General features: G+C 53.2%; 20 protein-coding genes. 7 read left to right on the plus strand and 13 right to left on the minus strand.

Features of this window, described 5'->3' with window-relative positions; all coding sequences use genetic code 11:
* Position 1: 1 nt before the first annotated feature.
* From hflD to ACMHXH_RS04785, 4 genes are all read right to left on the minus strand, one after another.
* Positions 2-619 carry a high frequency lysogenization protein HflD gene (gene hflD, locus ACMHXH_RS04770; protein WP_028781430.1) on the minus strand — a complete coding sequence of 206 codons (618 nt, stop codon included), beginning with the start codon at positions 617-619 and terminating at the stop codon, positions 2-4.
* A gap of 3 nt (positions 620-622) precedes the next feature.
* Positions 623-1,738, minus strand: a complete 1,116-nt coding sequence (gene mnmA, locus ACMHXH_RS04775; protein ID WP_071475866.1) for a tRNA 2-thiouridine(34) synthase MnmA — start codon at positions 1,736-1,738, stop codon at positions 623-625.
* 167 nt (positions 1,739-1,905) lie between these two features.
* Positions 1,906-2,358, minus strand: coding sequence for an NUDIX hydrolase (locus ACMHXH_RS04780; RefSeq protein ID WP_215774274.1), 453 nt, complete (start codon positions 2,356-2,358; stop codon positions 1,906-1,908).
* A complete protein-coding gene (locus tag ACMHXH_RS04785; RefSeq protein WP_335912015.1) occupies positions 2,351-3,166 on the minus strand; it encodes a pseudouridine synthase in 816 nt (271 codons plus the stop codon). Before ACMHXH_RS04785 ends, ACMHXH_RS04780 begins: the two co-directional genes overlap by 8 nt.
* Before the next feature lie 326 nt (positions 3,167-3,492).
* On the opposite strand from ACMHXH_RS04785, the gene ACMHXH_RS04790 reads away from it, so the two are divergent.
* On the plus strand, positions 3,493-5,718 hold the full coding sequence (locus tag ACMHXH_RS04790; protein WP_335912016.1) for an NADP-dependent isocitrate dehydrogenase: 2,226 nt from the start codon (positions 3,493-3,495) through the stop codon (positions 5,716-5,718).
* Between the two features lie 99 nt (positions 5,719-5,817).
* Here the strand turns inward: ACMHXH_RS04790 and cspD are convergent, their stop codons facing one another.
* Positions 5,818-6,024 (minus strand): cold shock domain-containing protein CspD, encoded by a 207-nt coding sequence (cspD, locus tag ACMHXH_RS04795; RefSeq protein WP_025011178.1) that lies wholly within the window; start codon positions 6,022-6,024, stop codon positions 5,818-5,820.
* A gap of 396 nt (positions 6,025-6,420) precedes the next feature.
* Here cspD and clpS point away from each other — a divergent pair, with 396 nt between their 5' ends.
* Together clpS and clpA are read left to right on the plus strand one after the other, a co-directional pair.
* Positions 6,421-6,729, plus strand: coding sequence for an ATP-dependent Clp protease adapter ClpS (gene clpS, locus ACMHXH_RS04800; RefSeq protein ID WP_413737687.1), 309 nt, complete (start codon positions 6,421-6,423; stop codon positions 6,727-6,729).
* 34 nt (positions 6,730-6,763) lie between these two features.
* A complete protein-coding gene (gene clpA / locus ACMHXH_RS04805; RefSeq protein WP_335912017.1) occupies positions 6,764-9,022 on the plus strand; it encodes an ATP-dependent Clp protease ATP-binding subunit ClpA in 2,259 nt (752 codons plus the stop codon).
* A gap of 192 nt (positions 9,023-9,214) precedes the next feature.
* Here the strand turns inward: clpA and infA are convergent, their stop codons facing one another.
* The 3 genes from infA to aat all read right to left on the minus strand — a co-directional run bounded on the left by infA (position 9,215) and on the right by aat (position 10,924).
* The gene (infA, locus tag ACMHXH_RS04810; protein WP_005500725.1) at positions 9,215-9,433 is read right to left on the minus strand and encodes a translation initiation factor IF-1; all 219 of its coding nucleotides are present in this window, start codon (positions 9,431-9,433) and stop codon (positions 9,215-9,217) included.
* A gap of 80 nt (positions 9,434-9,513) precedes the next feature.
* Entirely contained in the window at positions 9,514-10,224 is a 711-nt protein-coding gene (locus ACMHXH_RS04815) for an arginyltransferase (RefSeq protein ID WP_039033389.1), read from the minus strand.
* Positions 10,214-10,924 carry a leucyl/phenylalanyl-tRNA--protein transferase gene (gene aat / locus ACMHXH_RS04820; protein ID WP_215774276.1) on the minus strand — a complete coding sequence of 237 codons (711 nt, stop codon included), beginning with the start codon at positions 10,922-10,924 and terminating at the stop codon, positions 10,214-10,216. The genes ACMHXH_RS04815 and aat overlap by 11 nt, the downstream gene beginning before the upstream one ends.
* A 53-nt stretch (positions 10,925-10,977) precedes the next feature.
* On the opposite strand from aat, the gene ACMHXH_RS04825 reads away from it, so the two are divergent.
* Positions 10,978-11,457, plus strand: coding sequence for a glycine zipper 2TM domain-containing protein (locus ACMHXH_RS04825; RefSeq protein ID WP_101096771.1), 480 nt, complete (start codon positions 10,978-10,980; stop codon positions 11,455-11,457).
* Between the two features lie 76 nt (positions 11,458-11,533).
* Here ACMHXH_RS04825 and ACMHXH_RS04830 read toward each other — a convergent pair whose 3' ends face one another.
* On the minus strand, positions 11,534-11,875 hold the full coding sequence (locus ACMHXH_RS04830; RefSeq protein ID WP_039033464.1) for a hypothetical protein: 342 nt from the start codon (positions 11,873-11,875) through the stop codon (positions 11,534-11,536).
* A gap of 237 nt (positions 11,876-12,112) precedes the next feature.
* On the opposite strand from ACMHXH_RS04830, the gene ACMHXH_RS04835 reads away from it, so the two are divergent.
* Complete coding sequence (locus tag ACMHXH_RS04835) at positions 12,113-12,865, plus strand: Nif3-like dinuclear metal center hexameric protein (protein WP_144360823.1); 753 nt, start codon at positions 12,113-12,115, stop codon at positions 12,863-12,865.
* A gap of 197 nt (positions 12,866-13,062) precedes the next feature.
* Here the strand turns inward: ACMHXH_RS04835 and ACMHXH_RS04840 are convergent, their stop codons facing one another.
* From ACMHXH_RS04840 to ACMHXH_RS04855, 4 genes are read right to left on the minus strand one after another with little or no spacing between them, the layout of a single operon-like run.
* The gene (locus tag ACMHXH_RS04840; protein WP_039033385.1) at positions 13,063-13,383 is read right to left on the minus strand and encodes a YdbL family protein; all 321 of its coding nucleotides are present in this window, start codon (positions 13,381-13,383) and stop codon (positions 13,063-13,065) included.
* Between the two features lie 30 nt (positions 13,384-13,413).
* Positions 13,414-13,587, minus strand: a complete 174-nt coding sequence (locus ACMHXH_RS04845) for a YnbE family lipoprotein (protein WP_224866993.1) — start codon at positions 13,585-13,587, stop codon at positions 13,414-13,416.
* A gap of 38 nt (positions 13,588-13,625) precedes the next feature.
* On the minus strand, positions 13,626-17,300 hold the full coding sequence (locus ACMHXH_RS04850) for a YdbH domain-containing protein (RefSeq protein WP_413737690.1): 3,675 nt from the start codon (positions 17,298-17,300) through the stop codon (positions 13,626-13,628).
* 23 nt (positions 17,301-17,323) lie between these two features.
* The gene (locus ACMHXH_RS04855; protein ID WP_071475856.1) at positions 17,324-18,172 is read right to left on the minus strand and encodes a D-hexose-6-phosphate mutarotase; all 849 of its coding nucleotides are present in this window, start codon (positions 18,170-18,172) and stop codon (positions 17,324-17,326) included.
* Positions 18,173-18,377: 205 nt separating this feature from the next.
* On the opposite strand from ACMHXH_RS04855, the gene ACMHXH_RS04860 reads away from it, so the two are divergent.
* Positions 18,378-20,177 carry an acyl-CoA dehydrogenase C-terminal domain-containing protein gene (locus tag ACMHXH_RS04860; RefSeq protein WP_039033382.1) on the plus strand — a complete coding sequence of 600 codons (1,800 nt, stop codon included), beginning with the start codon at positions 18,378-18,380 and terminating at the stop codon, positions 20,175-20,177.
* A 100-nt stretch (positions 20,178-20,277) separates the two neighbouring features.
* Positions 20,278-20,703, plus strand: coding sequence for an HIT family protein (locus tag ACMHXH_RS04865; RefSeq protein ID WP_186299982.1), 426 nt, complete (start codon positions 20,278-20,280; stop codon positions 20,701-20,703).
* Positions 20,704-20,957: the final 254 nt, after the last annotated feature.

Below are 20,957 nucleotides of genomic sequence, written 5' to 3' on the forward strand. Positions count from 1 at the left end.
ATTATAGGGTGAGGCTTTTTTTAGCTGTATCGACGATCGCCTTGCGGGCAAACACCAGATGTCTGCGTTTACCGCCCAGTTGACGCCAGAGTACGGCACTGCGCATTGCTGCCAGCAACAAGGCGCGTATTTTATGTTGAACCAGTGGCCGTTGCAGTATGTTGGGGTTGCCCGAAATCTGGATCTTGGGCCCCAAATTACTGATGATATCGCTGTAGATGCTGGCCAGGTTGGCGATAACCTGCTCGTCGGTTATGGCAAAGTGGCTCAGTTGGCGATGCACTTGATTGATGCGTTCAGACAGCATCCCCAGAGCCGCTTGGTTGCGGCTCAGTTTACGCTCAAGCGCCAGAATGCCGACCAGATAACGGGTGATTTCCACATCTTTCTGGGCACTGTCCCCCAGTTGATTGATAATCCACTTGTAGCCGTTGGCCAGCACGACTTTGTCGGGATAGATCTCATCGATATTCTCGGGATCTGTCACCATAATGCCATCGAGTGCTGCAGCCAACTGCTGCGGATCGCTTTCCCCGTGGCGGGCGATATATTGCACCTGGGCGATTGCCTGCAATATGCCGGCAAATGCCATGGTGCGGTCATGCAATTGCTCGCTCAATGATTACTCCCTAATCAGGGTTTCTATGATGCCGCCACCCAGGCAGACTTCACCGTCGTAGAATACTGCCGACTGCCCTGGCGTGACTGCCGCTACCGGCTCATTGAAGATCACTCTCAGCTCATCATCACCCTGGATATAAACAGTGCAGGGGATATCCTGCTGGCGATAACGGGTCTTGACCGTGATTTTTGCGCCATCGGCAGGGCCTTGCCTGTCGACCCAGTGCAACTGCCTGGCCGTGAGGCCAACCGACATGAGTCTTGGATGCTGGCCGCCTTGGGCGACAACCAATACATTACGTTTCAGATCCTTGTCGACCACATACCAGGGATTGTCGTTGCTGTTTTTCATGCCGCCAATCCCAAGGCCTTTGCGCTGGCCCAGAGTGTGGTACATCAGGCCCTGATGCTCGCCTATCACTTCACCGTCGACACTCTCGATTTTGCCCGGTTGCGCGGGCAGATAAGTGCCAAGGAATTCAGTAAACTTGCGCTCACCGATAAAACAGATACCTGTGCTGTCTTTCTTGTTGAAGGTGACCAGCCCTTGCTCTTCGGCGATGCGGCGAACTTCGGGTTTTTCCAGTTCACCCACAGGGAACAGGCTGCGTGCCACCTGTTGGTGACTCAAGGTGTAGAGGAAGTAGCTCTGATCCTTGTTGCCATCTATGCCGCGAAGCAGCTGGGTTTTGCCGTCGGTATCACGGCGGCGCACATAGTGGCCCATGGCGATATAGTCGGCATCGAGAATGTCATCGGCAAACTCAAGGAAGGCTTTGAACTTGATCTCCTTGTTGCACATGATGTCCGGGTTAGGCGTGCGTCCTGCCTTGTACTCGGCCAGAAAATACTCGAACACATTGTCCCAGTATTCGGCGGCAAAGTTAACCGTGTGCAACTTGATCCCCAGCTTGTCACAGACAGCCTGGGCATCTTTTAAATCTTCGGCGGCAGAGCAATATTCGTCGGTGTCATCTTCTTCCCAGTTCTTCATGAACAGGCCTTCTACCTGATAGCCCTGCTGGAGCAGCAGATAGGCTGAAACAGATGAGTCGACACCGCCGGACATGCCGACAATGACTTTTTTTCCTGATGCATTGGGAGTGTTAGCTGTCATAGATCCTAAAACCGTTGAATTCATTCATGAACGCCCAAAAAGAGAACTGCTGCTTGTGCCCGGTTGTGACAGGCCGTTATTGGCGCGACGCTGGGGTGGACAAACAGCCATAAGGCGCTCAGTTTCTGCGGGGGCGTATTCTATCACGCCTTGGTGCCCAGAGCTAATCACAACAGCTCGCTATTGAGCAAAGATAACGGCAGCCGTTGTCCCTGCAAATAGCTCTCCAGCGTGGCGCTGACCAAGGGGCTACGAAGCTTGGGTCCCAAGGCCGTGATTTCATCCATACTCAACCAATGGGCGGCCTTGATGGCAGCGTCCAACGGCTTGGTACTCTGACATTCAGCCAAGCGGGCACAGAAGGTGAAACGTAAAAAGGCCAGCTCCTTGGAAGCGCTGAACTGATCTATCCGCACCAGGGCTTCAGGGGTGACTGTCAGGCCGGTTTCTTCCTGCACCTCGCGGCGACAAGCGTCGATAAGGCTTTCATTTGCTTCAAGGTGACCGGCCGGTTGGTTGAATTTCTGTTGACCGTCTATCAACTCTTCGACCACTAAAAAACGCTTCTCTGCCTCAATAATGCAGGCCACTGTCACATTGGGGCGATAACGTTCAGTCATCGAGAAGCTCCTTAATCGCCGCGTCGGAAAGAGCGCGATATTCACCGGGCTGCAGGCATTGTCCTTGCTCGGTATCCAGGCTGAGTTCGCCTATGGCATAACGTATCAATCTTAAAGTGGGAAACCCGACATGGGCTGTCATCCTTCGTACCTGACGATTGCGCCCCTCACGGATACAGATCTCCAGCCAAGTGGTGGGGATATTGCGCCGCTCACGTATAGGGGGATTGCGTGGCCACAAAAATTCGGGTGGCTGCAAACGGCGCACCTTGGCAGGCAGGGTGAGGCCATCTTTAAGATCAACGCCCTGACGCAAGGCTTGAATCGCGAGGTCATCGACATCGCCTTCCACTTGTACCCAGTAGGTCTTGAAGGTGTGTTTATTGGGTTGGGTCAGTTTGGCCTGCAACTGACCGTTATTGGTGAGCAGTAGCAGGCCCTCGCTGTCTCTGTCCAGACGACCGGCGGCATAAACACCGGCGATGGGCAGCAGATCTTTGAGCGTGCGTCGTCCGCCTTCATCGGTAAACTGGCATAACACATCGAAGGGTTTATTTAGCAGCACCACTTGGGTTTCTGCAATCGAGAGTCGTGCCACTTTTGGCCGTGATTTTTGAGGACCAGGGCGTTTTTTATTCAGGCCCTGTCTCTTGTTATTGGAGCTCTTGTTACTGGAACTCTTGCTGTTGGGGCTTGGATTGGTGGAGCGCTGACTCTTTTCTCGGCCAAATTCTTTACCGCCAGGGCCCTTGGGGTGACTGGGTTGGCGTTTGGGTTTACGTCTTGGTTGGGAGGCTGGCGAATTCATTGAGATATCCTGGCTGCTTGAGCTGTGTACTCTGACTATTTGTCAGAGATATGCCAGAGTGTAACACCTATGTCCTGCTTGGCGGCAGGGCGGGTTGGTGACTTTTACCCGAGTGTACCCGGCACTCGCCTATAGTGGCATTTGAATCTTGGCTGGAATGCTCTATGATGTTCGCCAAATTGTGATCTGCAACCAATTTTTGCGCCCGTCAACCGGATCTATGTCGACTGTGAACAATGGCGCTATCCTGGGCGGAAAGAGGCAAGGAAATTAAAGAATAACAACACTTATAACAACTCATTTTTATAAAAAGCGTAGGACTGAAAATGACTGATAAAACCCCCACTATCATCTATACGCAGACAGATGAAGCGCCGGCTCTGGCGACCTTATCTCTACTGCCTATCATCAAAACTTTTACCCAGGCAGCCGACATCAATGTCGAAACCCGCGATATTTCTCTTTCCGGCCGTGTGATTGCCGCTTTTCCCGAGCGTCTGACCGAAGCGCAGCGCATTGGTGATCATCTGGCGGAGCTTGGCGAGCTGGCGACTCAGCCTGAAGCCAATATTATCAAACTGCCTAATATCAGTGCGTCCATTCCTCAGCTGCAGGCTTGTATCAAAGAGTTGCAGGCCAAAGGTTATGATCTGCCCGACTATCCGGCCGAAGCCAAAACCGATGAAGAGCGGGAAATCAAGGCCCGTTATGACAAGATCAAGGGCAGTGCGGTAAACCCTGTGCTGCGTGAAGGTAACTCAGACCGCCGCGCCCCGACTTCGGTCAAGAATTATGCCCGTAAGCACCCGCATTCAATGGGTGCCTGGAGCAAGGACTCCAAGTCTCATGTGGCTCATATGCAACAAGGGGATTTCTACGGCAGCGAGCAGTCCGTTACCCTCAAAGATGCCGATACTGTCAGCATAGTGCTGGAACAAAACGATGGCGGCCAACTGGTGCTCAAGCAGGGGCTTGAGTTGCTGGCAGGTGAAATCATAGATGCGGCCGTTATGAGCAAGCGTGAACTGACCGCCTTCTTCGAGCGCGAAATTGAAGCCGCTCGCCAGGAAGATGTGCTGTTGTCACTGCACCTGAAAGCCACCATGATGAAAGTGTCCGATCCTATTATGTTCGGCCATGCGGTGAAGGTGTTTTACAAAGATGTATTTGCCAAACACGGTGAAACCTTGCGTGAGCTGGGTGTGGACGTCAACAATGGTCTGGGCGATGTCTATGCCAAGATAGCCAAGTTGCCGGCCGAGCAGAAAGCGGCCATTGAAGCCGATATCGCCGCCGTCTACCAGAGCCGTCCTGAGCTGGCGATGGTTAACTCAGATAAGGGCATCACCAACCTTCATGTGCCAAGTGATGTGATTATTGATGCTTCCATGCCTGCTGCTATCCGCTCCAGCGGCCAGATGTGGGGCCCGGATGGCCAGTTGAAAGATACCAAGGCGCTAATCCCGGATCGTTGCTATGCCGGTGTATATCAGGAAACTATCGATTTCTGTAAGGAGCATGGCGCCTTCGACCCTGCAACCATGGGCAGTGTGCCAAACGTGGGACTGATGGCACAGAAGGCTGAAGAGTACGGTAGCCATGACAAGACCTTTGAAATCCCTGCGGCCGGTACCGTCAAAGTACTGGACAAGGACGGCAACCTGCTTATGTCCCACGCCGTTGAAGCCGGTGATATCTGGCGCATGTGCCAGGTAAAAGATGCACCTATCCGCGATTGGGTCAAGCTGGCCGTACGTCGTGCCAGGCTGAGCAACACCCCGGCGGTATTCTGGCTCGATGAAAACCGTGCCCACGATGCCCAGGTGATAGCCAAAGTGAAGGCCTACCTGCCTGAGCATGATACCGATGGACTTGAGTTGCACATCATGTCACCGGAAAAGGCGGCCCGTTTCTCCCTTGAACGTATTAAAGCCGGTAAAGATACAATTTCGGTAACAGGTAACGTGCTGCGTGACTACCTCACCGACTTGTTCCCTATCCTTGAGTTGGGTACCAGTGCCAAGATGCTGTCAATCGTCCCGCTGATGAATGGTGGCGGTCTGTTCGAAACGGGTGCCGGTGGCAGTGCACCCAAGCATGTACAGCAGTTTGAACAGGAAAACCACCTGCGTTGGGATTCTCTGGGCGAGTTCCTGGCATTGGGAGCTTCACTCGAGCACCTAAGCCAGACGACGGCCAATGCCAAGGCACAGGTGATGGCTGATTGCCTGGATCTGGCGATAGGGCAGTTCCTGGATAACAACAAGTCACCATCCCGTAAAGTGGGGCAGCTGGATAACCGCGGCAGTCATTACTTCCTTGCGCAGTACTGGGCCAGCGCGCTGGCCAAGCAGGACAAGGATGCCGAGCTGAAAGCTTATTTTGCGCCTCTGGCCGAAGGCCTGGTGGCTGCAGAAGAGCAGATAGTGGCTGAGCTCAATGGTGCCCAGGGCGCTGCAGTTGAACTGGGTGGTTACTACAAGCTGGATCCTGTTAAAGCCGAGCAGGCTATGCGGCCAAGTGCCAGCCTGAATCGCCTTCTGAGCGCGTGATACTGAAAGTTGAATGAGGGAACTCTCCCTCATTCAATTGCCAAGCAAGCATTAAAAAGGCGGGGATGACCCCGCCTTTTTTCATCTCTATTCACCCGGTTATTTAACAGGAGAGATAGCCGAGGCATGCATACCCTTCGGGCCCTTCTCAACTTGAAATTCAACAGGTTGGCCTGCTTTTAGAGTTCTGTAGCCTTCCATTTCAATGGTTGAATAGTGCGCAAAAACATCCTCACCACCTTCATCAGGGCAGATAAACCCGAATCCTTTGGCGTTGTTGAACCATTTAACAGTTCCGCTTGCCATACTTCCACTTCCTTCTATTGTCTGCTTCCCAGTAAGATAGTACAACTTTTGAGCACTTCAGCAGGTGCTCAGATAACAGAATGTAAGTAGTGTTGCTGGATGTCAAGCCGAAATTAACAAAAAAACAACATTGCATATGGTTTCGCTGGAATCTTAGTTTGCCACTGGGAGCTTTTCTTCAATGGAAGTGTCTGGATATTTACTCACTTTATTATATTGAATCAATTTTAACCGATTGAAAAATAAGCATGAGTTAGAAACGCCTTAGACAAGCGCCGCCGCGCCAGAGTATAGTGTGACAAAGGGCAATACCGCCCAGGACCTGCCAAACGGTACTTTGAAACATGGCCGGGCATAGTGTTGGTAGAAGCCAAGTTGAGAGGCTAATATTGAATCATGGGTAAGACTGGACAGATAGAGCGCGTGGAGGAAGGGGTTGAGCAGGAACTGCAACCGCCTCCTATGTATAAAGTGATTCTGAACAACGATGACTATACCCCAATGGACTTTGTTGTGGAGGTACTTCAGCTGTTCTTTCGTAAGAACGAACAGGAAGCCACGGACATTATGTTGACCATACATCATCAGGGAAAAGCGGTTTGCGGTGTTTACCCATTTGGGATAGCCGAAACCAAAGTGGTTCACGTGAATCAGTTTGCAAGACAAAACCAACATCCGTTACTGTGTTCGTTAGAGGAAGCTTAACCAGCCTGTCTCTGTAGTTTTTTAGGGGGTGCATATGCTGAACAAAGATCTTGAAGTGACCTTGAACCTGGCATTTCAGCAAGCCAGAGATGCCCGTCACGAATATATGACGGTTGAGCACCTGCTGCTGGCGCTGACCGATAACCCTGCCGCAAGGGATGCTTTACTCGCCTGTGGCGCCAACATTGACCGCCTCAAAGAGGAGGTCGCCAACTTCATTACCCAGACCACACCTATTATCAGCGATCCCGATGATGAGCGTGAGACTCAGCCGACACTGGGTTTCCAGCGGGTGCTGCAACGGGCTGTATTTCATGTGCAGTCGTCAGGCCGCAATGAGGTGACCGGCGCCAACGTACTGGTAGCCATTTTCAGCGAGCAGGAGTCCCAGGCGGTTTATCTGCTGCGCCGTTACGACATTACCCGTCTGGATGTGGTGAATTATATTTCCCACGGCTTTGCCAAGAACGATGAGGCCGATGCACCAGGGTCGCAGGAAAGCCTGGAAGATCAATCAGAAGCCACAGAAGAGCGCAGCATGCTGGCTCAGTTTGCAAGCAATCTCAATGAGATGGCCAAGCAGGGCAAGATAGATCCGCTTATCGGCCGCGACAACGAAATTGAACGCTCGATTCAAATTCTTTGCCGTCGCCGCAAGAATAACCCGCTGTTGGTGGGCGAGGCCGGCGTCGGAAAGACTGCTATTGCCGAAGGGTTGGCCTATCGGATAGTCAATGAGTCTGTGCCAGAGGTGATCAGCGAAGCAACAGTTTACTCTCTGGATCTTGGCGCGCTGTTGGCCGGCACCAAGTATCGGGGCGACTTCGAGAAGCGCTTCAAGAGTCTGCTTAAAGAGCTGACAGCGGATCAGAATGCGATTCTTTTTATCGATGAAATCCACACCATTATCGGTGCCGGGGCGGCATCCGGTGGGGTGATGGACGCATCCAACCTGCTCAAGCCCTTGCTCTCCAGCGGTAATCTGCGCTGTATGGGGTCTACTACTTTTCAGGAATATCAAAGCATCTTTGAGAAGGACAGGGCATTGGCGCGGCGTTTTCAGAAGGTGGATATTCACGAGCCTTCAGTGGCCGAAACCACCAAGATCCTGCAGGGGCTTAAGAGCCGTTATGAAGAACATCACGGGGTGCGTTATACCCTGGCGGCCTTGGCCAGCGCCGCCAGTCTGTCGGATAAGCATATCAACGATAGGCACTTGCCGGACAAGGCCATAGATGTGATAGACGAAGCCGGTGCGCGGATGGCAATGATGCCACAGAGCAAACGCAAGAAAACCGTGGGCCAGAGCGAGATTGAAACCATCATCGCCAAGATGGCCAGGATCCCGGAAAAAACAGTGACGTCCTCCGAGAAGGACTTGCTGAAGAACCTGGAGCGTAACCTGAAGATGGTAGTGTTCGGCCAGGACAAGGCGATAGAGAGTCTCAGCGCGGCGATTCGGTTGGCACGCAGTGGTCTTGGCAATGAAAACAAACCTGTGGGGAGCTTCCTGTTTGCCGGTCCTACCGGGGTGGGTAAGACTGAGGTGACCAACCAGTTGGCGGCTTGCCTCGGGCTCAAGCTTATCCGCTTCGATATGTCAGAGTATATGGAAAGCCATACTGTGTCGCGTTTGATTGGCGCGCCTCCGGGGTATGTCGGCTACGATCAGGGCGGTTTACTGACTGATGCCGTGATCAAGACGCCTCACTGTGTGGTGCTGCTTGATGAAATTGAGAAGGCGCATCCGGATATCTATAACCTGCTGCTGCAAGTAATGGATCACGGTACTTTGACCGATAACAACGGCCGCAAGGCGGATTTCCGCAACGTGACCCTGGTGATGACCACCAACGCCGGGGTGCAGGAAACTGTGCGTAAGTCCATTGGCTTCAAGCAGCAGGATCACAGCTTGGATGCGATGTCGGAGATCAATAAGGTGTTCTCGCCAGAGTTTCGCAACCGTCTCGACTCTATCATTTGGTTCAACCATCTGGATATGACCATTATCGCCAAGGTGGTGGATAAGTTCCTGGTCGAACTGCAGGCACAGTTGGATCAGAAAGGGGTGACGCTGGAAGTCAGTGATGAGGCCAGAACCTTGTTGGCAGAGAAAGGTTACGACAAGACCATGGGGGCCAGACCTATGGCCAGAGTGGTCAAGGATCTGCTGAAACGACCGCTGGCCGATGAAATCCTGTTTGGCAAACTCGAGTCCGGTGGCATCGCCCATGTGGATGTCAAAGATGGCGAACTGGAGATCAATACGGAAGCGCCGGAGAAGATCTCTTGATAAGCTGAATTACAACAAAAAAAATGGCTGCCAATGGCAGCCATTTTTATTCTGAATCCTGACCCTTATCCGACACATTGATGTCTGGATAGACAACGGCAGGCCAGGTGCGCCTGCTGCGCAGTGGGTCGCCCCCATGGGCTCACCAGCAAAAAAACCGGCACAGCCGGCTTTTGAGAAATAACTGGGATCTTAGCGTGAGCGGAAGACGATACGCCCTTTGCTCAAGTCGTATGGAGTCAGCTGCACAGTGACCTTGTCACCGGTCAGGATTCGGATGTAGTTTTTACGCATTTTACCGGAAATGTGAGCAGTCACAACGTGACCGTTTTCCAGTTCAACCCGAAACATTGTATTTGGCAAGGTTTCAAGGATAGTCCCTTGCATCTCAATGTTGTCTTCTTTCGCCATTAATCAGTTATCCCGTTAGCCTCGAATGTAAAAAACCGCCGTATCATGCCGCAAATTACAGCGGCTGTAAAGGGGAGGCCTCAGTGATTGTCGCTTTTCTGCCAGCCTTGAACGCCGAGGATCTCATAGGGGCGGTAGAGTCGCTTGTAACCCATTTTGTCGTGGTTATCTATTTGATATCCCAAATAGAGGAACGATTTCGACATCAATTTGCCCAGGCGGCATTGCAGCAGTACCAGCAAGATCCCGAGGGAGCGGTCGCTGTAGTCCGGGTCGAAGTAGCTGTAGATGGCTGACAGGCTCTGGGGCAGGAGATCGGTTACTGCCACGGCAACCAGTCGCTGACCGTGCCAAAGTTCGATAAACACCGGGCTGAGCCACTCACAGGCGAGAAAATGCCGGTACTGCTCTTCGCTCGGTGGATACATGGGGCCGTCACTGTGGCGGGCACAGATATAACGCTCATAGAGGGGATAGTGAGCCAAAGCTTCTTTGGTCACAATCCGAAAGTGTAGGTCACGGTTTTTGGCCAGGGTGCGTTTTTGTCTTTTGGACAGGCGAAATTCATCCAGGGGAACTCGGATGGGCTGACAAGCGTTGCAGTGGGGGCAACGGGGCTTGTAGATGGCGCTGCCACTACGACGAAACCCCAGTGCCAACAGGCGCTCAAACAGTGACAAGTCCAGCTCATCCTCCTGGATCACCAATAATTGCTCCTGTTGTCCGCTCAGGTAACTGCAGGCAAAGGGTTGGCTGAGGCCTATGGCAATGGCATGGTTATCAGAGTGCAATTTTGACCTCGTCGGTTTGCCAGCAATCCTTGGCGAGATTGCCGTCCCTGAACTGTCTCAAGAGTACGAGAAAATCTTTGCGCTTTAAACTCTTGGCTCCGAGGCTTTCCAGATGTGGATTCATCACTTGGGCATCAATCAGTCTGAAGCCCTGTTTGAGAGCGTATTGATGCAGGGCGATAAAGGCCGCCTTGGAGGCATTGGTTTTGCGGTGGAACATGGACTCGCCACAAAACACCTGACCTATGGCAAGGCCATACAGGCCACCTATCAGTCGACCATTGTCCCAGACCTCGAAGGAGTGGGCATGACCCAAGTGGTGCAGCTCCTGGTAGGCCAGACGTATCTCTTCGGTTATCCAGGTGCCGGGTTGATCTTTTCGCGGCATGGCACAACCGGCCATTACATCGGCAAAGGCTCGGTCGATACTGACAGTCCAATCCTGCTTTTTCAGATACTTGCGTAGACTGCGGGAGATATTGATGCTGCCCGGAACAAAAACCGCGCGGGGATCCGGTGACCACCAGAGGATGGGATCTTGACTATTAAACCAGGGGAAAATTCCCTCGTAGTAGGCGTTGAGTAACCGCTTGGGATGCAGGTCGCCGCCAATGGCCAGTAGGCCATTGGGATCCGTCAGTGCCAGTTCCGGTGACGGGAAAGGATCCAATTCATGATTTAAAAAAGACAGTAGGTTCACAATTGCGTATGATTCTGCTTAGGGCCTTCTTATAAGTTAGCGGAAAAACAGCTATGTGGAAACTGATACTGAATGCAATGCTGCTGCTCTCATTGTCCCTTGCAGCGGGAACCCAGCCCCTCTATGCCGGTTATGACAGAAACCAGGCACAACCGGTGGAAAAAGTGCTCTACGGCCAAGTGGAGTCGGTACGAAAAATTACCGAAAAACAGCTGATGGAAGACAGAAATCGCGGCTGGAAAACCTTTGGCGGTGCCTTACTCGGTGGCGTGATTGGTCATCAGTTCGGCGGTGGCAGTGGTCAGGATGTGGCAACCGCTCTGGGCGCTCTACTCGGCGCCGGCATTGGTCATCAATATGGTAATAGCAGTTACTATCGTGAGCTCAAGCTGGTGGAGTTGATGATACGCCAGGAAGATGAAACCCAGGTGATGATCATTCAGGATGAAGATCCAGGCATGACGTTCAAGGTGGGCGATGAAGTGCGGGTGGTTTATCTGCAGGGCAGCGTCCGGGTTGACCTGGCTATGTGAGATGACAGTGTAGACTTTGAGCCAATAACAGATAAAACAAAGGCGCCGTTAGGCGCCTTTGTTTTGGATGGAGTAATTAAAAACCGCGAGGCAGTTTGTGATTACCTGCTGCCAGTTTTTCACGCCACAGCTCTTTGGGGGTTTTGCCCCCTTGGCCGTCGGCTAGGGCAGGCGCTGCCGGCTTTGGTGTTGCCTTTATTGCTGGCTTGGCCGCCTTGGGTTTTTCCTGTTTGGCTTCAGCCTTGGCCGGTTTGGCGCTATCCGCCAACATCTGTTCCAGTTCAGCGAAACGAAGTGATTTACCGCCATCGATTTTGTACCAGCTGCCATTTTGCTCAATGGTCACTGCTTTGCCCTGTTGCTTACTGAGGGCTTGCTGCAGTGCGCTGATAACTTCTTCTTTGGTCAGTTTTGCCATAATCATAACCTGTTTATTTTTAGAGTTACTTGGAGGTTTGCGATAATTTTATAAGTCAAAGGTTGGCAATGTCCAATTTGCCGGCCAAAAAGCAACAAACTTGTGCCCAAGGGCGCAGCTTTTGGTCGCTTTGGGGACTGAAACCGGCAATCTGGCTTAAGATTTGTGACCTCAACCCAAGGGCTTGCTGTGCTAGAATAGCGACATATATCTGCAACCGAATCGACAGGGAACCCTATGCAAAGAGAGGAACTCAAACAATATCTGCACGAGTTTTTACAACTGGACCAGTTTCGCGATTATGCCCCCAACGGTCTTCAGGTTGAAGGCAAGGCCGAAATTCGCAAGATAGTCACAGGTGTGACCGCTTGTCAGGCATTGATTGACCGGGCCGTTGAAGCCGGTGCCGATGCCCTATTGGTGCACCATGGTTTCTTCTGGAAAAATGAACCCGAAGTGTTGACTGGAATGAAACAGCGCAGGATCAAGACCTTGCTGCTCAACGACATTAACCTGTTTGGCTATCACTTGCCGCTTGATGCCCATCCCATGCTCGGCAATAACGCCGAATTGGGCCGGGTGCTTGGCGTCATTGAGCCTGAGGCGGTGGAAACCGTCGCTCAAGGTTTGCTTTGGCAAGGCGTACTGGACTCACCTATGACGGCCAAAGACCTGAGTGCCATGCTTGAGCAGTGTTTGGGACAAGTCCCCCTGCATCTGGATGGCGGTGACAGAAGCATACAGAAACTGGCCTGGTGTACAGGTGGTGCCCAGGATTATATCGATACTGCTGCGGCACTGGGAGTTGATGCTTTTATCAGTGGTGAAGTTTCTGAGCGTACCTTCCACAGCGCCGTGGAGCAGGGGATCCATTACTTCTCAGCCGGCCACCATGCTACGGAGAGGTTCGGCATCAAGGCGCTGGGGGAACATTTAGCGCATGAATTTGCGTTGGAGCATGAGTTTATTGATATTCCCAACCCAGTATGACAAGGCGCTAAAGAATGGCAGTATGGTGCATGGGTTGTTTACTGTGCATCACTGCCAGACGTGTGTGAAGCTTACAGTTTGTTGAGAGAGAATTACCAAGGTTCAATTGAACGAAACTGGAAGCTAATCCAGTAAAAGAAAATGCCGTTCAAACTGATTGAACGGCATTATACATCCGGTTGATGCTATCGGGTTTGTTATTTACGAACCCACTTGCCGGAAGCATCCTGCACTATATGGCCTTTGTCGGCGGCAGCAATCGCCTTGGCGCCGGCGAGTTTGGCAACATCATCCACGGAAATCCCGTTTTGACGGGCGATTTTTTCATAGTGTGCCCGGCGTTTGGCATTGACATCCTTAACCAGTGCCGTCACCTCGGCGCTGGATTTGACCACACCCAAATAGCCGTTTTGCTGTTCACCCACCAACCCTTGGCTCTTGGCGTCCTGCAAACCTATGGCAAAGACGCAGAAACTCATCAACAGGGCGGCAGTCAGGGTCATCAACTTGGTTTTCATCTGTGTTTTCCTTTCGCGAATTCTGGCACCTTAGAAGAGTTCATCATTGGTCAGCAGCTGATCCAACTCTTTATCGACCTTAATGCGAATTTCATGTTCGATTTTCACATTCAGGTTGATAACGATTGGCTTATCCGGTGGCTCAATCTTGACCGTTGGGGTACAAGCCGACGCCAGCAGCAAGGCTGCAGCCAGCGGCAGCAGAAATTTAGTCTGTTTCACATTCATGTCCTTTTGTGTCCTCACTGCATGGAAGCTTCAATTTGGGTTTGAAGCTTGTCACCTATGGTCAGACTCCTGAGGAGCTGCAGCATGTTCTCCTCATGAGAGTAGTTCAAGTGGATAGGGCGTTCAATCCCCTCGGCCTGACCTTTTACTTCAACCTTGAGCCAGGCCTCACCATCCGGTGCCATATCGTAAGTGCTGGCCAGGGTAGAATATTGCAGGTGTTCTAGGGTGGAAAAGGCAAAGTCCAGATAGGGTTGTCCGGCGCGCATTTGGGCGACAGCCGGATTATTGCCGACCTTGATAAGTCCGCCGGGGGCACGGGCCGCCAGGCGGCCACCTTTGACCGACACCTGGCCGTCGGTAATAAATACCGGTAAGACACCGTCGAAAATACCGTCGGCGTAGATGCCTTCCTGAGGCTGGATGGCCAACAGTTCTTCCAGGCTCAGGCCCTGCAACACCAAATAAGCATTGGATGGCGCGTTGAGCCGCAAGCGGAAGCTGGGCAGCAGCATTTGTCCCTTGAGTAACTCGCCTTGGCCGCGCACCTGAATATCGGCATCCCGAAACCCGGGCAACAGCTTGGCTTGAGTGCTTTGGTTGCTGTCGAGTTCAGGGGTCAGGCTGAGCTGGCCTTCTAAACCCAGGTTGGTCAACAGCACTCCGGGGTTGAAGGCCTGTACCGAAGCCTTGAGCTGCTGACAGTTGAGTTCGGCCTCTGCCGGCGCCTTGGCTTCCTTGGCCAGTGTCAAGCGGCACAATGCCGACAAGTTGGCGCCTTCAAATGGTAACTGACTGATACTGCCGGAGAGATCCGACAGCAGCGGGTTGAAATCCAGTTGCAATTGCAGCGCTCGCCCAAGCCCTTCGAGCTTGAGGTCGGCAATCATATGGGTCTCGCCCCTGAGTACCAACTCAGGAGGCAAGGGCAGGTTCTTGGCCGCCAGCGCCTTGATATCAGCGAGATCCGTATCCAGGGTCCAGCGACTGTTCAAGCGATAGCCAAGCGGATCTTTGGCCCGCTTGGGCCAGATGGGCATAAAGTCGTGGCGGCTGTGAAGCGGGATATTATCCAGTTGCCAGTTTTCTTCACTGATAAGACGGTTATCCTGCCAGTCAATGGTTTGGCTGAAGCTGCCATAGCCCAGATTGAGCAGGGTTTCGGTGCGAGGTCCGAGCTTGGTATGCCGGGTTTGGCTTAAGTTGAGCCCATCGAAGGCCAGATTCAGACGACTGGCAAAACGCTCATCCAAGAGTTGGCTCAAGAGTGGCAAGTGCCGTTTTTGATTTAGGTTGGCGTCCAGGGTTCGACTGAGTCCGGGGCTCAGGAGTGAGGTTTGGGCAATCGACAGTGCCAGCGGCCCGCTTTTAGCCTGCAATTCACCCAACTGGCTGCTGACCGCGAGTAAAGACAGCTTAAGTTTGCCTTGGTTGAAGCTGCCACTGAACGGGGCCAGCAGTGACAACTTAAAGCCGGAGAGTTGGATACTTTTATCCTCTATACCGGCTTGAATGGCGCCTGTGCTGAAGCCGGGATTGGCTGCGAGGCTGAAGTCCAGTTGTTGCCCTGCGTTTGTCGGCTCCAGGGCAAGCTTACCGCTAAGCACCATTGATGCGCCCTGATTGAGTTGCAATTCAGCTACAGCCGACTGCCAACGAAAACCGCTCGGCAGGGAGGCTTCAAGGCGCCAGTCTGTGCTTGCTTGTTCCAGTGGCAGCTGCTCAAGGCTGAGTCGCAGCCCCTGAATGGCCTGTTGCAGCGCCAGTTCGAGTCGCTGCTCGGCCGACAAGGGCTTTGAGTTTGGTGAACTTGAGCCTGATGAGCCAGAGCTTGAGAAGTCAGAGCTTGAGAAGTCAGAGCTTGAGAAGTCAGAGCTTGATAAACCAGAGCTTGATAAGCCAAAGCCCGGCGAATTTAACCCTTGAGGCTTGGCGCTTTGCGGCAAAGAAACAGACGTGTTTTGCTGTGCTCCTGTGGCTTTTGGCAGTTGCAATTGCAGGTTTTCAAGGGCCAGCAGCAAACTCGGCCGCTTGCCATTACTGAGTGCGGATGGACTCAATTCCGCAATTCTTGGCCGATTAATTGGCGCACCGAACGACGCTTGCTGCTTCTCTGTCATCAGGGCGGGCAGTAGCGGCCGCACTGTCAGATTCGGCAGCGACACTCGCATGGATGTCTCATTGCCCGTTGCCGCATTGCCCTTTGTATTGTTGTCCTTGGCGGGTTTGAATTCGGCGCCGAGGCCCTGATCAAGCGCCAGCTCAATTGCGGCGATAAGGGGGGGAGCTTGGTTTTTTATAGCTGGCTCTTGCGCCAGGACTTGCTGCAGCTGCGCCAATTGCGATTCGAGTTCTGCGGCCTTGGTTGCTGATGCTTGCGCCGATGGGGAGTTTGCTGCGAGCAAGGCAAGCAGCGCTTGGCGCTGAGCCGGAGTGGTTGAAAGCGTGAGTCTCAGCGGCGCCAGCTCAAAAAGCTGCTCGCTGGTGGAGCCCGAAAAGCGAAAGTGTAATCCTGCGTCATCACTATCCTCAACCTCAGCCTCAACCCTGGCATTTGCACTGGCCTTGGCACTGAAACTGGCAGCAGCGTTGGAACTGGGGCACAGAGGGCTATCGGCCAATGAATTGTGTGCCTTAGCTTTAAGAGGCAGCGGCGTTATTTCAAGCGCCACTTGCTCGAGTCCCGGCATGGCAATAGTCGGCGCCGACCAGCAATGGCGCGAGTCTATGTTGCCTTGGGTCAAATCCAGAGTCAGTTGCGAGAAGAGATCTCCGCCAAGGCTCGGCATCAGCTCGGCATGCAATATTTCATCAAGCTTGAAAGCACTGATGAGGGGCGCTGCGGCCGGGTCCTGCTCAACACTTGCCAGCGCCTGTTGCAGCGCTTTGAGATGCAGTTGACTGGTCAGTCGCCAGGCGGGGGCACCGTTGGCGAGTTTGGCTTTCAAGTCGGCGGTTAATGCCAGCAGGGGCGTCTCTTGTCTTGTTTGAGTTCCTGAGTGAGTCTCTTGTTGCCCTCCTTGTAACCGGGTGGCCAGCTCAGTAACCAGTTGCCCGGAAGGGCTTAACTGCAACTTTTGCAGCAGCAGAATAAAGCTTGGGGTTTTACTTGCCTTATCCAAGGTCAGCGACGTATTGGGTGTATCGGATACGCCGGCCACGCGTTGCAGGCTTATTCGGGTCGGCCCCAGGGCTATTTCGGGCACAGAGTTCAAGTCCAGTGCCAGACTCTGACCGCCATCATCACCGCCGGGCAAGAGTAGTTCAGGCGTCAAACTAAAACCGGCGTCTCGATAGCTGACCTTTTGAAGTTGCGCCATCAACCAGTCGATGGAGCCAGGGGGCGGCGTCGATGCTTCGCCTGTCAGTAATTGCCAAATCCGTTTGGCACTGACAGGCGATTTGAGCTGGAGCCTGAGTTGATGAAACTCAAGCTCGCTGCCCTGGTAATCAAGCTTAAGGTAATCGAAGCTCAGTCTGTCCCAGCCTTCAGGCGCCAGGCGCAACTCGTCGATACGAATATCTTGCGCAGCCAGATATTGATTAATATGCGGCAGCAGCCACTGCGGCCTTTCATACAGGGACCAAGCCAGCCCCACAAGCAGGGCACCCGGAAGCAGTACCAGCAGAAGCAACAGGCCAACAGCCCAGACAGTCAGGCGTTTCTTGCTTGGGAGTCGATACCTCATTGGTGTTTCCCGGCCTTGGCCGCTCACTCCTGCCAGCGAATTTCTGTGGTCAGAGTGTGACTCTGTTTGGGGCCGAGCACCAGTTTATCTTCCAGCACATTGGCGGCTTCCAGGCAGACCATAGACAGGTAATCCTGCTCTTGGAAACGGGCCAGCCGCTTGGACTTGTCTATCCAGGGATTCCAAAGTACTGCCGAGTGGCTCTGCTCACGGCTGACAAGAATAGTGCCGTTGGGGGTATGCAGCTTTTGCAGCTCAGACAAGCCGGTGTAAACCCGGTCGGTTTCGCGCTCAAAGCGCACTTCGTCTTCGACTTGTGCATAGGGACCTTCACCAAACTCGATATACTGGCTGCCGGCAAAGCCGGTAGCGCGCAGTTGGTGGATATCGCCGATGGGGAAATAACTGTGCAATGCCTGGGTCAGCGTTACGTTTTGCTCGCTCAGGTTGCGGTTAATCAGGCTGACCCTGAGGCTGTCGCTGAGGACAAAGTCCAGCCGCACCTCGGTATCGTGGGGCCAGTAACGTCTGTCCTCGTCGCTAAGCTTAAGGACAAAGCTCAGCTCTACCCGTTCATTACTGATATGAGTTCGCTCAAGTTGCCACAACCGGGTGCGGGCAAAGCCATGCTGGGGCCAGCCCTCATTGGCATGCATGCCAAACCAGGGCCAGCAGACGGGAATACCGCCGCGAATACCACTGCCCGGTAGATAGTCATCGGCAGGAGAAACCCACAGCAGCGGCGCCTTGCCTTTGGGCACAAAGCTGTCTATCTGGGCACCCTGTAAAAAAATACGGCCGTAGCAGAGTGGGGTATCGATTTCGATATAGTCCAGACCATTGGGGTGTTTGCGGGTGTTGACGCTGGCCATGCAGGATTCCTTTAGCGGGCGAACAGGATAATGCCCCTAGCTTACAAAGTTTTACAGCCCGAGATAAGAGGCTGTTCAAGCGAATTTACGCAGAGCGCTGTTCTTGTATTAAAAAAAAGTGATATAAAACTGGTCAGAGGTGCTGAGTTTTTACTCAGAATTGGCTAAGGTGAGACATCAATCACAGGGAAAAGGAAATAAGCATATGGCAAGTTATCAGCCGCCGATGCGGGATTACCGCTTTATTCTTGAACAGTTACTGGATATTTATCAGCAGCCAAAGCTGCAGGGGTTCGATGAAATTGACCCTGAGTTGGTCAATGCCATTCTCGAAGGCATGGCCGATTTCAGCACTGGGGTGATGCTGCCGCTTAATAGTGTCGGCGATCTGCAGGGTTGTCGTCTGGAAGCCGATGGGGTGAAAACCGCCGAGGGCTTTATCGATGCCTACCGCCAGTATGTGGACAACGGCTGGCCGACGCTGACCTGTGATCCCGAGTTCGGTGGTCAGGGCTTGCCGGAAGTTGTGGGTATTTTTGCCACCGAAATGCAGACCTCCTCCAACATGGCCTTTGCCATGTATCCCGGGCTGACCCACGGTGCTTACAGTGCCATTTTTGCCCATGGCTCCGAGGCGCTCAAGGCCAAATATCTGCCCAAACTGGTGAGCGGCGAGTGGACCGGCACCATGAATCTGACCGAATCCCATGCCGGTACCGATCTGGCGCTGCTGCGTACTAAGGCCGAGCCCAGCACTGACGGTTGCTATCTTGTCAGCGGTGAGAAAATCTTTATCTCCAGTGGCGATCACGATCTGGCCGAAAACATAGTGCACCTGGTATTGGCCAGGTTGCCCGATGCACCGGCCGGGGTGAAGGGGATCAGTTTGTTCGCCGTGCCCAAGTATTGGGTCAAGGAAGATGGCAGCCTGGGCGAGGCTAACAATGTCAAGGCCAGCGGCCTCGAACACAAGATGGGTATTCACGGCAATTCCACTTGTGTGATGCTGTTCGACGGCGCCAAAGGCGAGTTGGTGGGCGAACCCCATCAAGGCCTCAGAGCCATGTTCACCATGATGAACCAGGCGCGCATGGGTGTTGGGGTTCAGGGGCTGGGCGTCTCTGAAATCGCTTACCAGAACGCGCTGGCCTACGCCAGAGAGCGGGTTCAGGGAAGGGCACTGTCCGGCACCAAGGCGCCGGAGCAAAATGCCGATCCTATTCTGGTGCACGGCGATGTGCGGCGGATGCTGCTGTCGCAAAAAGTCTTCAATGAGGGCGCCCGCGCTCTTATCGGCCAGCAGGCGCTGTGGCTCGATGAAGCTGAGCGCCATCAGGATGCCGAACAAAAGGCCAGAGCCAAGGCGTTGGCGGCGTTGTTTACTCCTGTGGTCAAGGGCTTTATCACAGATAGAGGCTTCAGCGCCTGTGTCGATGCCCAACAGGTGTTTGGCGGCCATGGCTATATCCATGAGTGGGGGATGGAGCAGTTTGTCCGTGATGCCCGTATCGCGATGATTTATGAAGGCACCAATGGCGTGCAAGCCCTGGATCTGGTGGGGCGCAAGCTGATGGGTGACAAGGGCGCGGCGCTTAAACTCTGGGCCGCAGAGGTGGAGGCCTTTATCGAAGGCGCCAAACCCAAGGCCGCTCAAGAGCCCCGGTTTGCCAAGGTGCTCGAAGGTTTGGGTCAGGCGGCAACGGATCTGCAGCGCGCTACCCAGAGCCTGATGGAGTTGGCGATGAAAAATCCCGACAACCTGGGCGCGGCCTCCATGCCTTATATGCAGCTGTTTGGCACAGCTGCGCTGGCGTGGATCTGGGCACGGATGGCCGAGCTGGCGCTCGACGGGCTGGCAGATGATGCCGACGGTTTCTATGCCGGCAAACTGGCCTCGGCGGCTTTCTTTATGGACTACTATGTCAGCAGCGCCAGTGGCTATCGGCGTCAAATTGCCGCGGCCAGTGAATCCATCATGGCCTTCGACGACAGTTACTTCGGCTAATTGCGGTAGCTTCAATACCAAAGGGTCGGTGCAACCGGCCCTTTTTTGTGGTACACCAATAGCTTCCAAGCCAATCGATTCGTCAGTATGGAGTGACAAGATGGATCTGAATTACGACAACAACAATATTTTCGCCCGCATTCTTCGCGGCGAGTTGCCCTGTATCAAACTCTATGAAGACGAGCATACTCTGTCTTTCATGGATATCATGCCGCAAACCAAGGGCCACTTATTGGTGTTGCCCAAGGAGTCGGCCGTGACCCTGTATCAGTTGTCCGATGAAGCGGCGGCGGCCTGCATGCGTACCGTCAAACTGATGGGCAAGGCGGTGGAAAAGGCCATGGGGATCCCGGGCTCCACTGTGTTCCAACACAACGGCAGCGCCGCCGGTCAGAGTGTGCCCCATGTACATTTCCATGTGTTGCCCGGCCCGCTCAAAGGCCTGATGGAGCACGCGGCCCATAAGGGGGATATGGATGAGCTGCACACTATAGCCGACAGAATTCGCGCTTGTATTGGATCTTGAGAGTTATTTTCTATGGGGCTGTTGACCCAATCAAAACTTGAAGAAAAGGAGAATAAAGAGTTCCAATAGTTCTTCTTGTTATTTGTTAGGCCGATATTCTCAGTGTTTATCTAAATAAAGCCTTGGCTCAAGTCAAGGCTTTATTTTGCGTTCTTTGCCTTGTCTAGCGTTATCATCTTCAATCCTTGCATTAATTTAACAAATCATCCTGGTTGTTAGCTTGATGGTGATTTTTTCTTGAAATGCATCCGTTT

The sequence above is a fragment of the Shewanella sp. BJSY2023SW001 genome, assembly GCF_047314685.1.
GTDB lineage: Bacteria > Pseudomonadota > Gammaproteobacteria > Enterobacterales > Shewanellaceae > Shewanella > Shewanella indica.

What these genes read in the sequence shown, in the direction of transcription:
- mnmA (WP_071475866.1), bottom strand. Translation starts at nt 1,738, where the DNA reads ATGACAGCTAACACTCCCAATGCATCAGGAAAAAAAGTCATTGTCGGC.
- ACMHXH_RS04780 (WP_215774274.1), bottom strand. Translation starts at nt 2,358, where the DNA reads ATGACTGAACGTTATCGCCCCAATGTGACAGTGGCCTGCATTATTGAG.
- ACMHXH_RS04785 (WP_335912015.1), bottom strand. Translation starts at nt 3,166, where the DNA reads ATGAATTCGCCAGCCTCCCAACCAAGACGTAAACCCAAACGCCAACCC.
- ACMHXH_RS04790 (WP_335912016.1), top strand. Translation starts at nt 3,493, where the DNA reads ATGACTGATAAAACCCCCACTATCATCTATACGCAGACAGATGAAGCG.
- cspD (WP_025011178.1), bottom strand. Translation starts at nt 6,024, where the DNA reads ATGGCAAGCGGAACTGTTAAATGGTTCAACAACGCCAAAGGATTCGGG.
- clpS (WP_413737687.1), top strand. Translation starts at nt 6,421, where the DNA reads ATGGGTAAGACTGGACAGATAGAGCGCGTGGAGGAAGGGGTTGAGCAG.
- clpA (WP_335912017.1), top strand. Translation starts at nt 6,764, where the DNA reads ATGCTGAACAAAGATCTTGAAGTGACCTTGAACCTGGCATTTCAGCAA.
- infA (WP_005500725.1), bottom strand. Translation starts at nt 9,433, where the DNA reads ATGGCGAAAGAAGACAACATTGAGATGCAAGGGACTATCCTTGAAACC.
- ACMHXH_RS04825 (WP_101096771.1), top strand. Translation starts at nt 10,978, where the DNA reads ATGTGGAAACTGATACTGAATGCAATGCTGCTGCTCTCATTGTCCCTT.
- ACMHXH_RS04830 (WP_039033464.1), bottom strand. Translation starts at nt 11,875, where the DNA reads ATGGCAAAACTGACCAAAGAAGAAGTTATCAGCGCACTGCAGCAAGCC.
- ACMHXH_RS04835 (WP_144360823.1), top strand. Translation starts at nt 12,113, where the DNA reads ATGCAAAGAGAGGAACTCAAACAATATCTGCACGAGTTTTTACAACTG.
- ACMHXH_RS04840 (WP_039033385.1), bottom strand. Translation starts at nt 13,383, where the DNA reads ATGAAAACCAAGTTGATGACCCTGACTGCCGCCCTGTTGATGAGTTTC.
- ACMHXH_RS04850 (WP_413737690.1), bottom strand. Translation starts at nt 17,300, where the DNA reads ATGAGGTATCGACTCCCAAGCAAGAAACGCCTGACTGTCTGGGCTGTT.
- ACMHXH_RS04855 (WP_071475856.1), bottom strand. Translation starts at nt 18,172, where the DNA reads ATGGCCAGCGTCAACACCCGCAAACACCCCAATGGTCTGGACTATATC.
- ACMHXH_RS04860 (WP_039033382.1), top strand. Translation starts at nt 18,378, where the DNA reads ATGGCAAGTTATCAGCCGCCGATGCGGGATTACCGCTTTATTCTTGAA.
- ACMHXH_RS04865 (WP_186299982.1), top strand. Translation starts at nt 20,278, where the DNA reads ATGGATCTGAATTACGACAACAACAATATTTTCGCCCGCATTCTTCGC.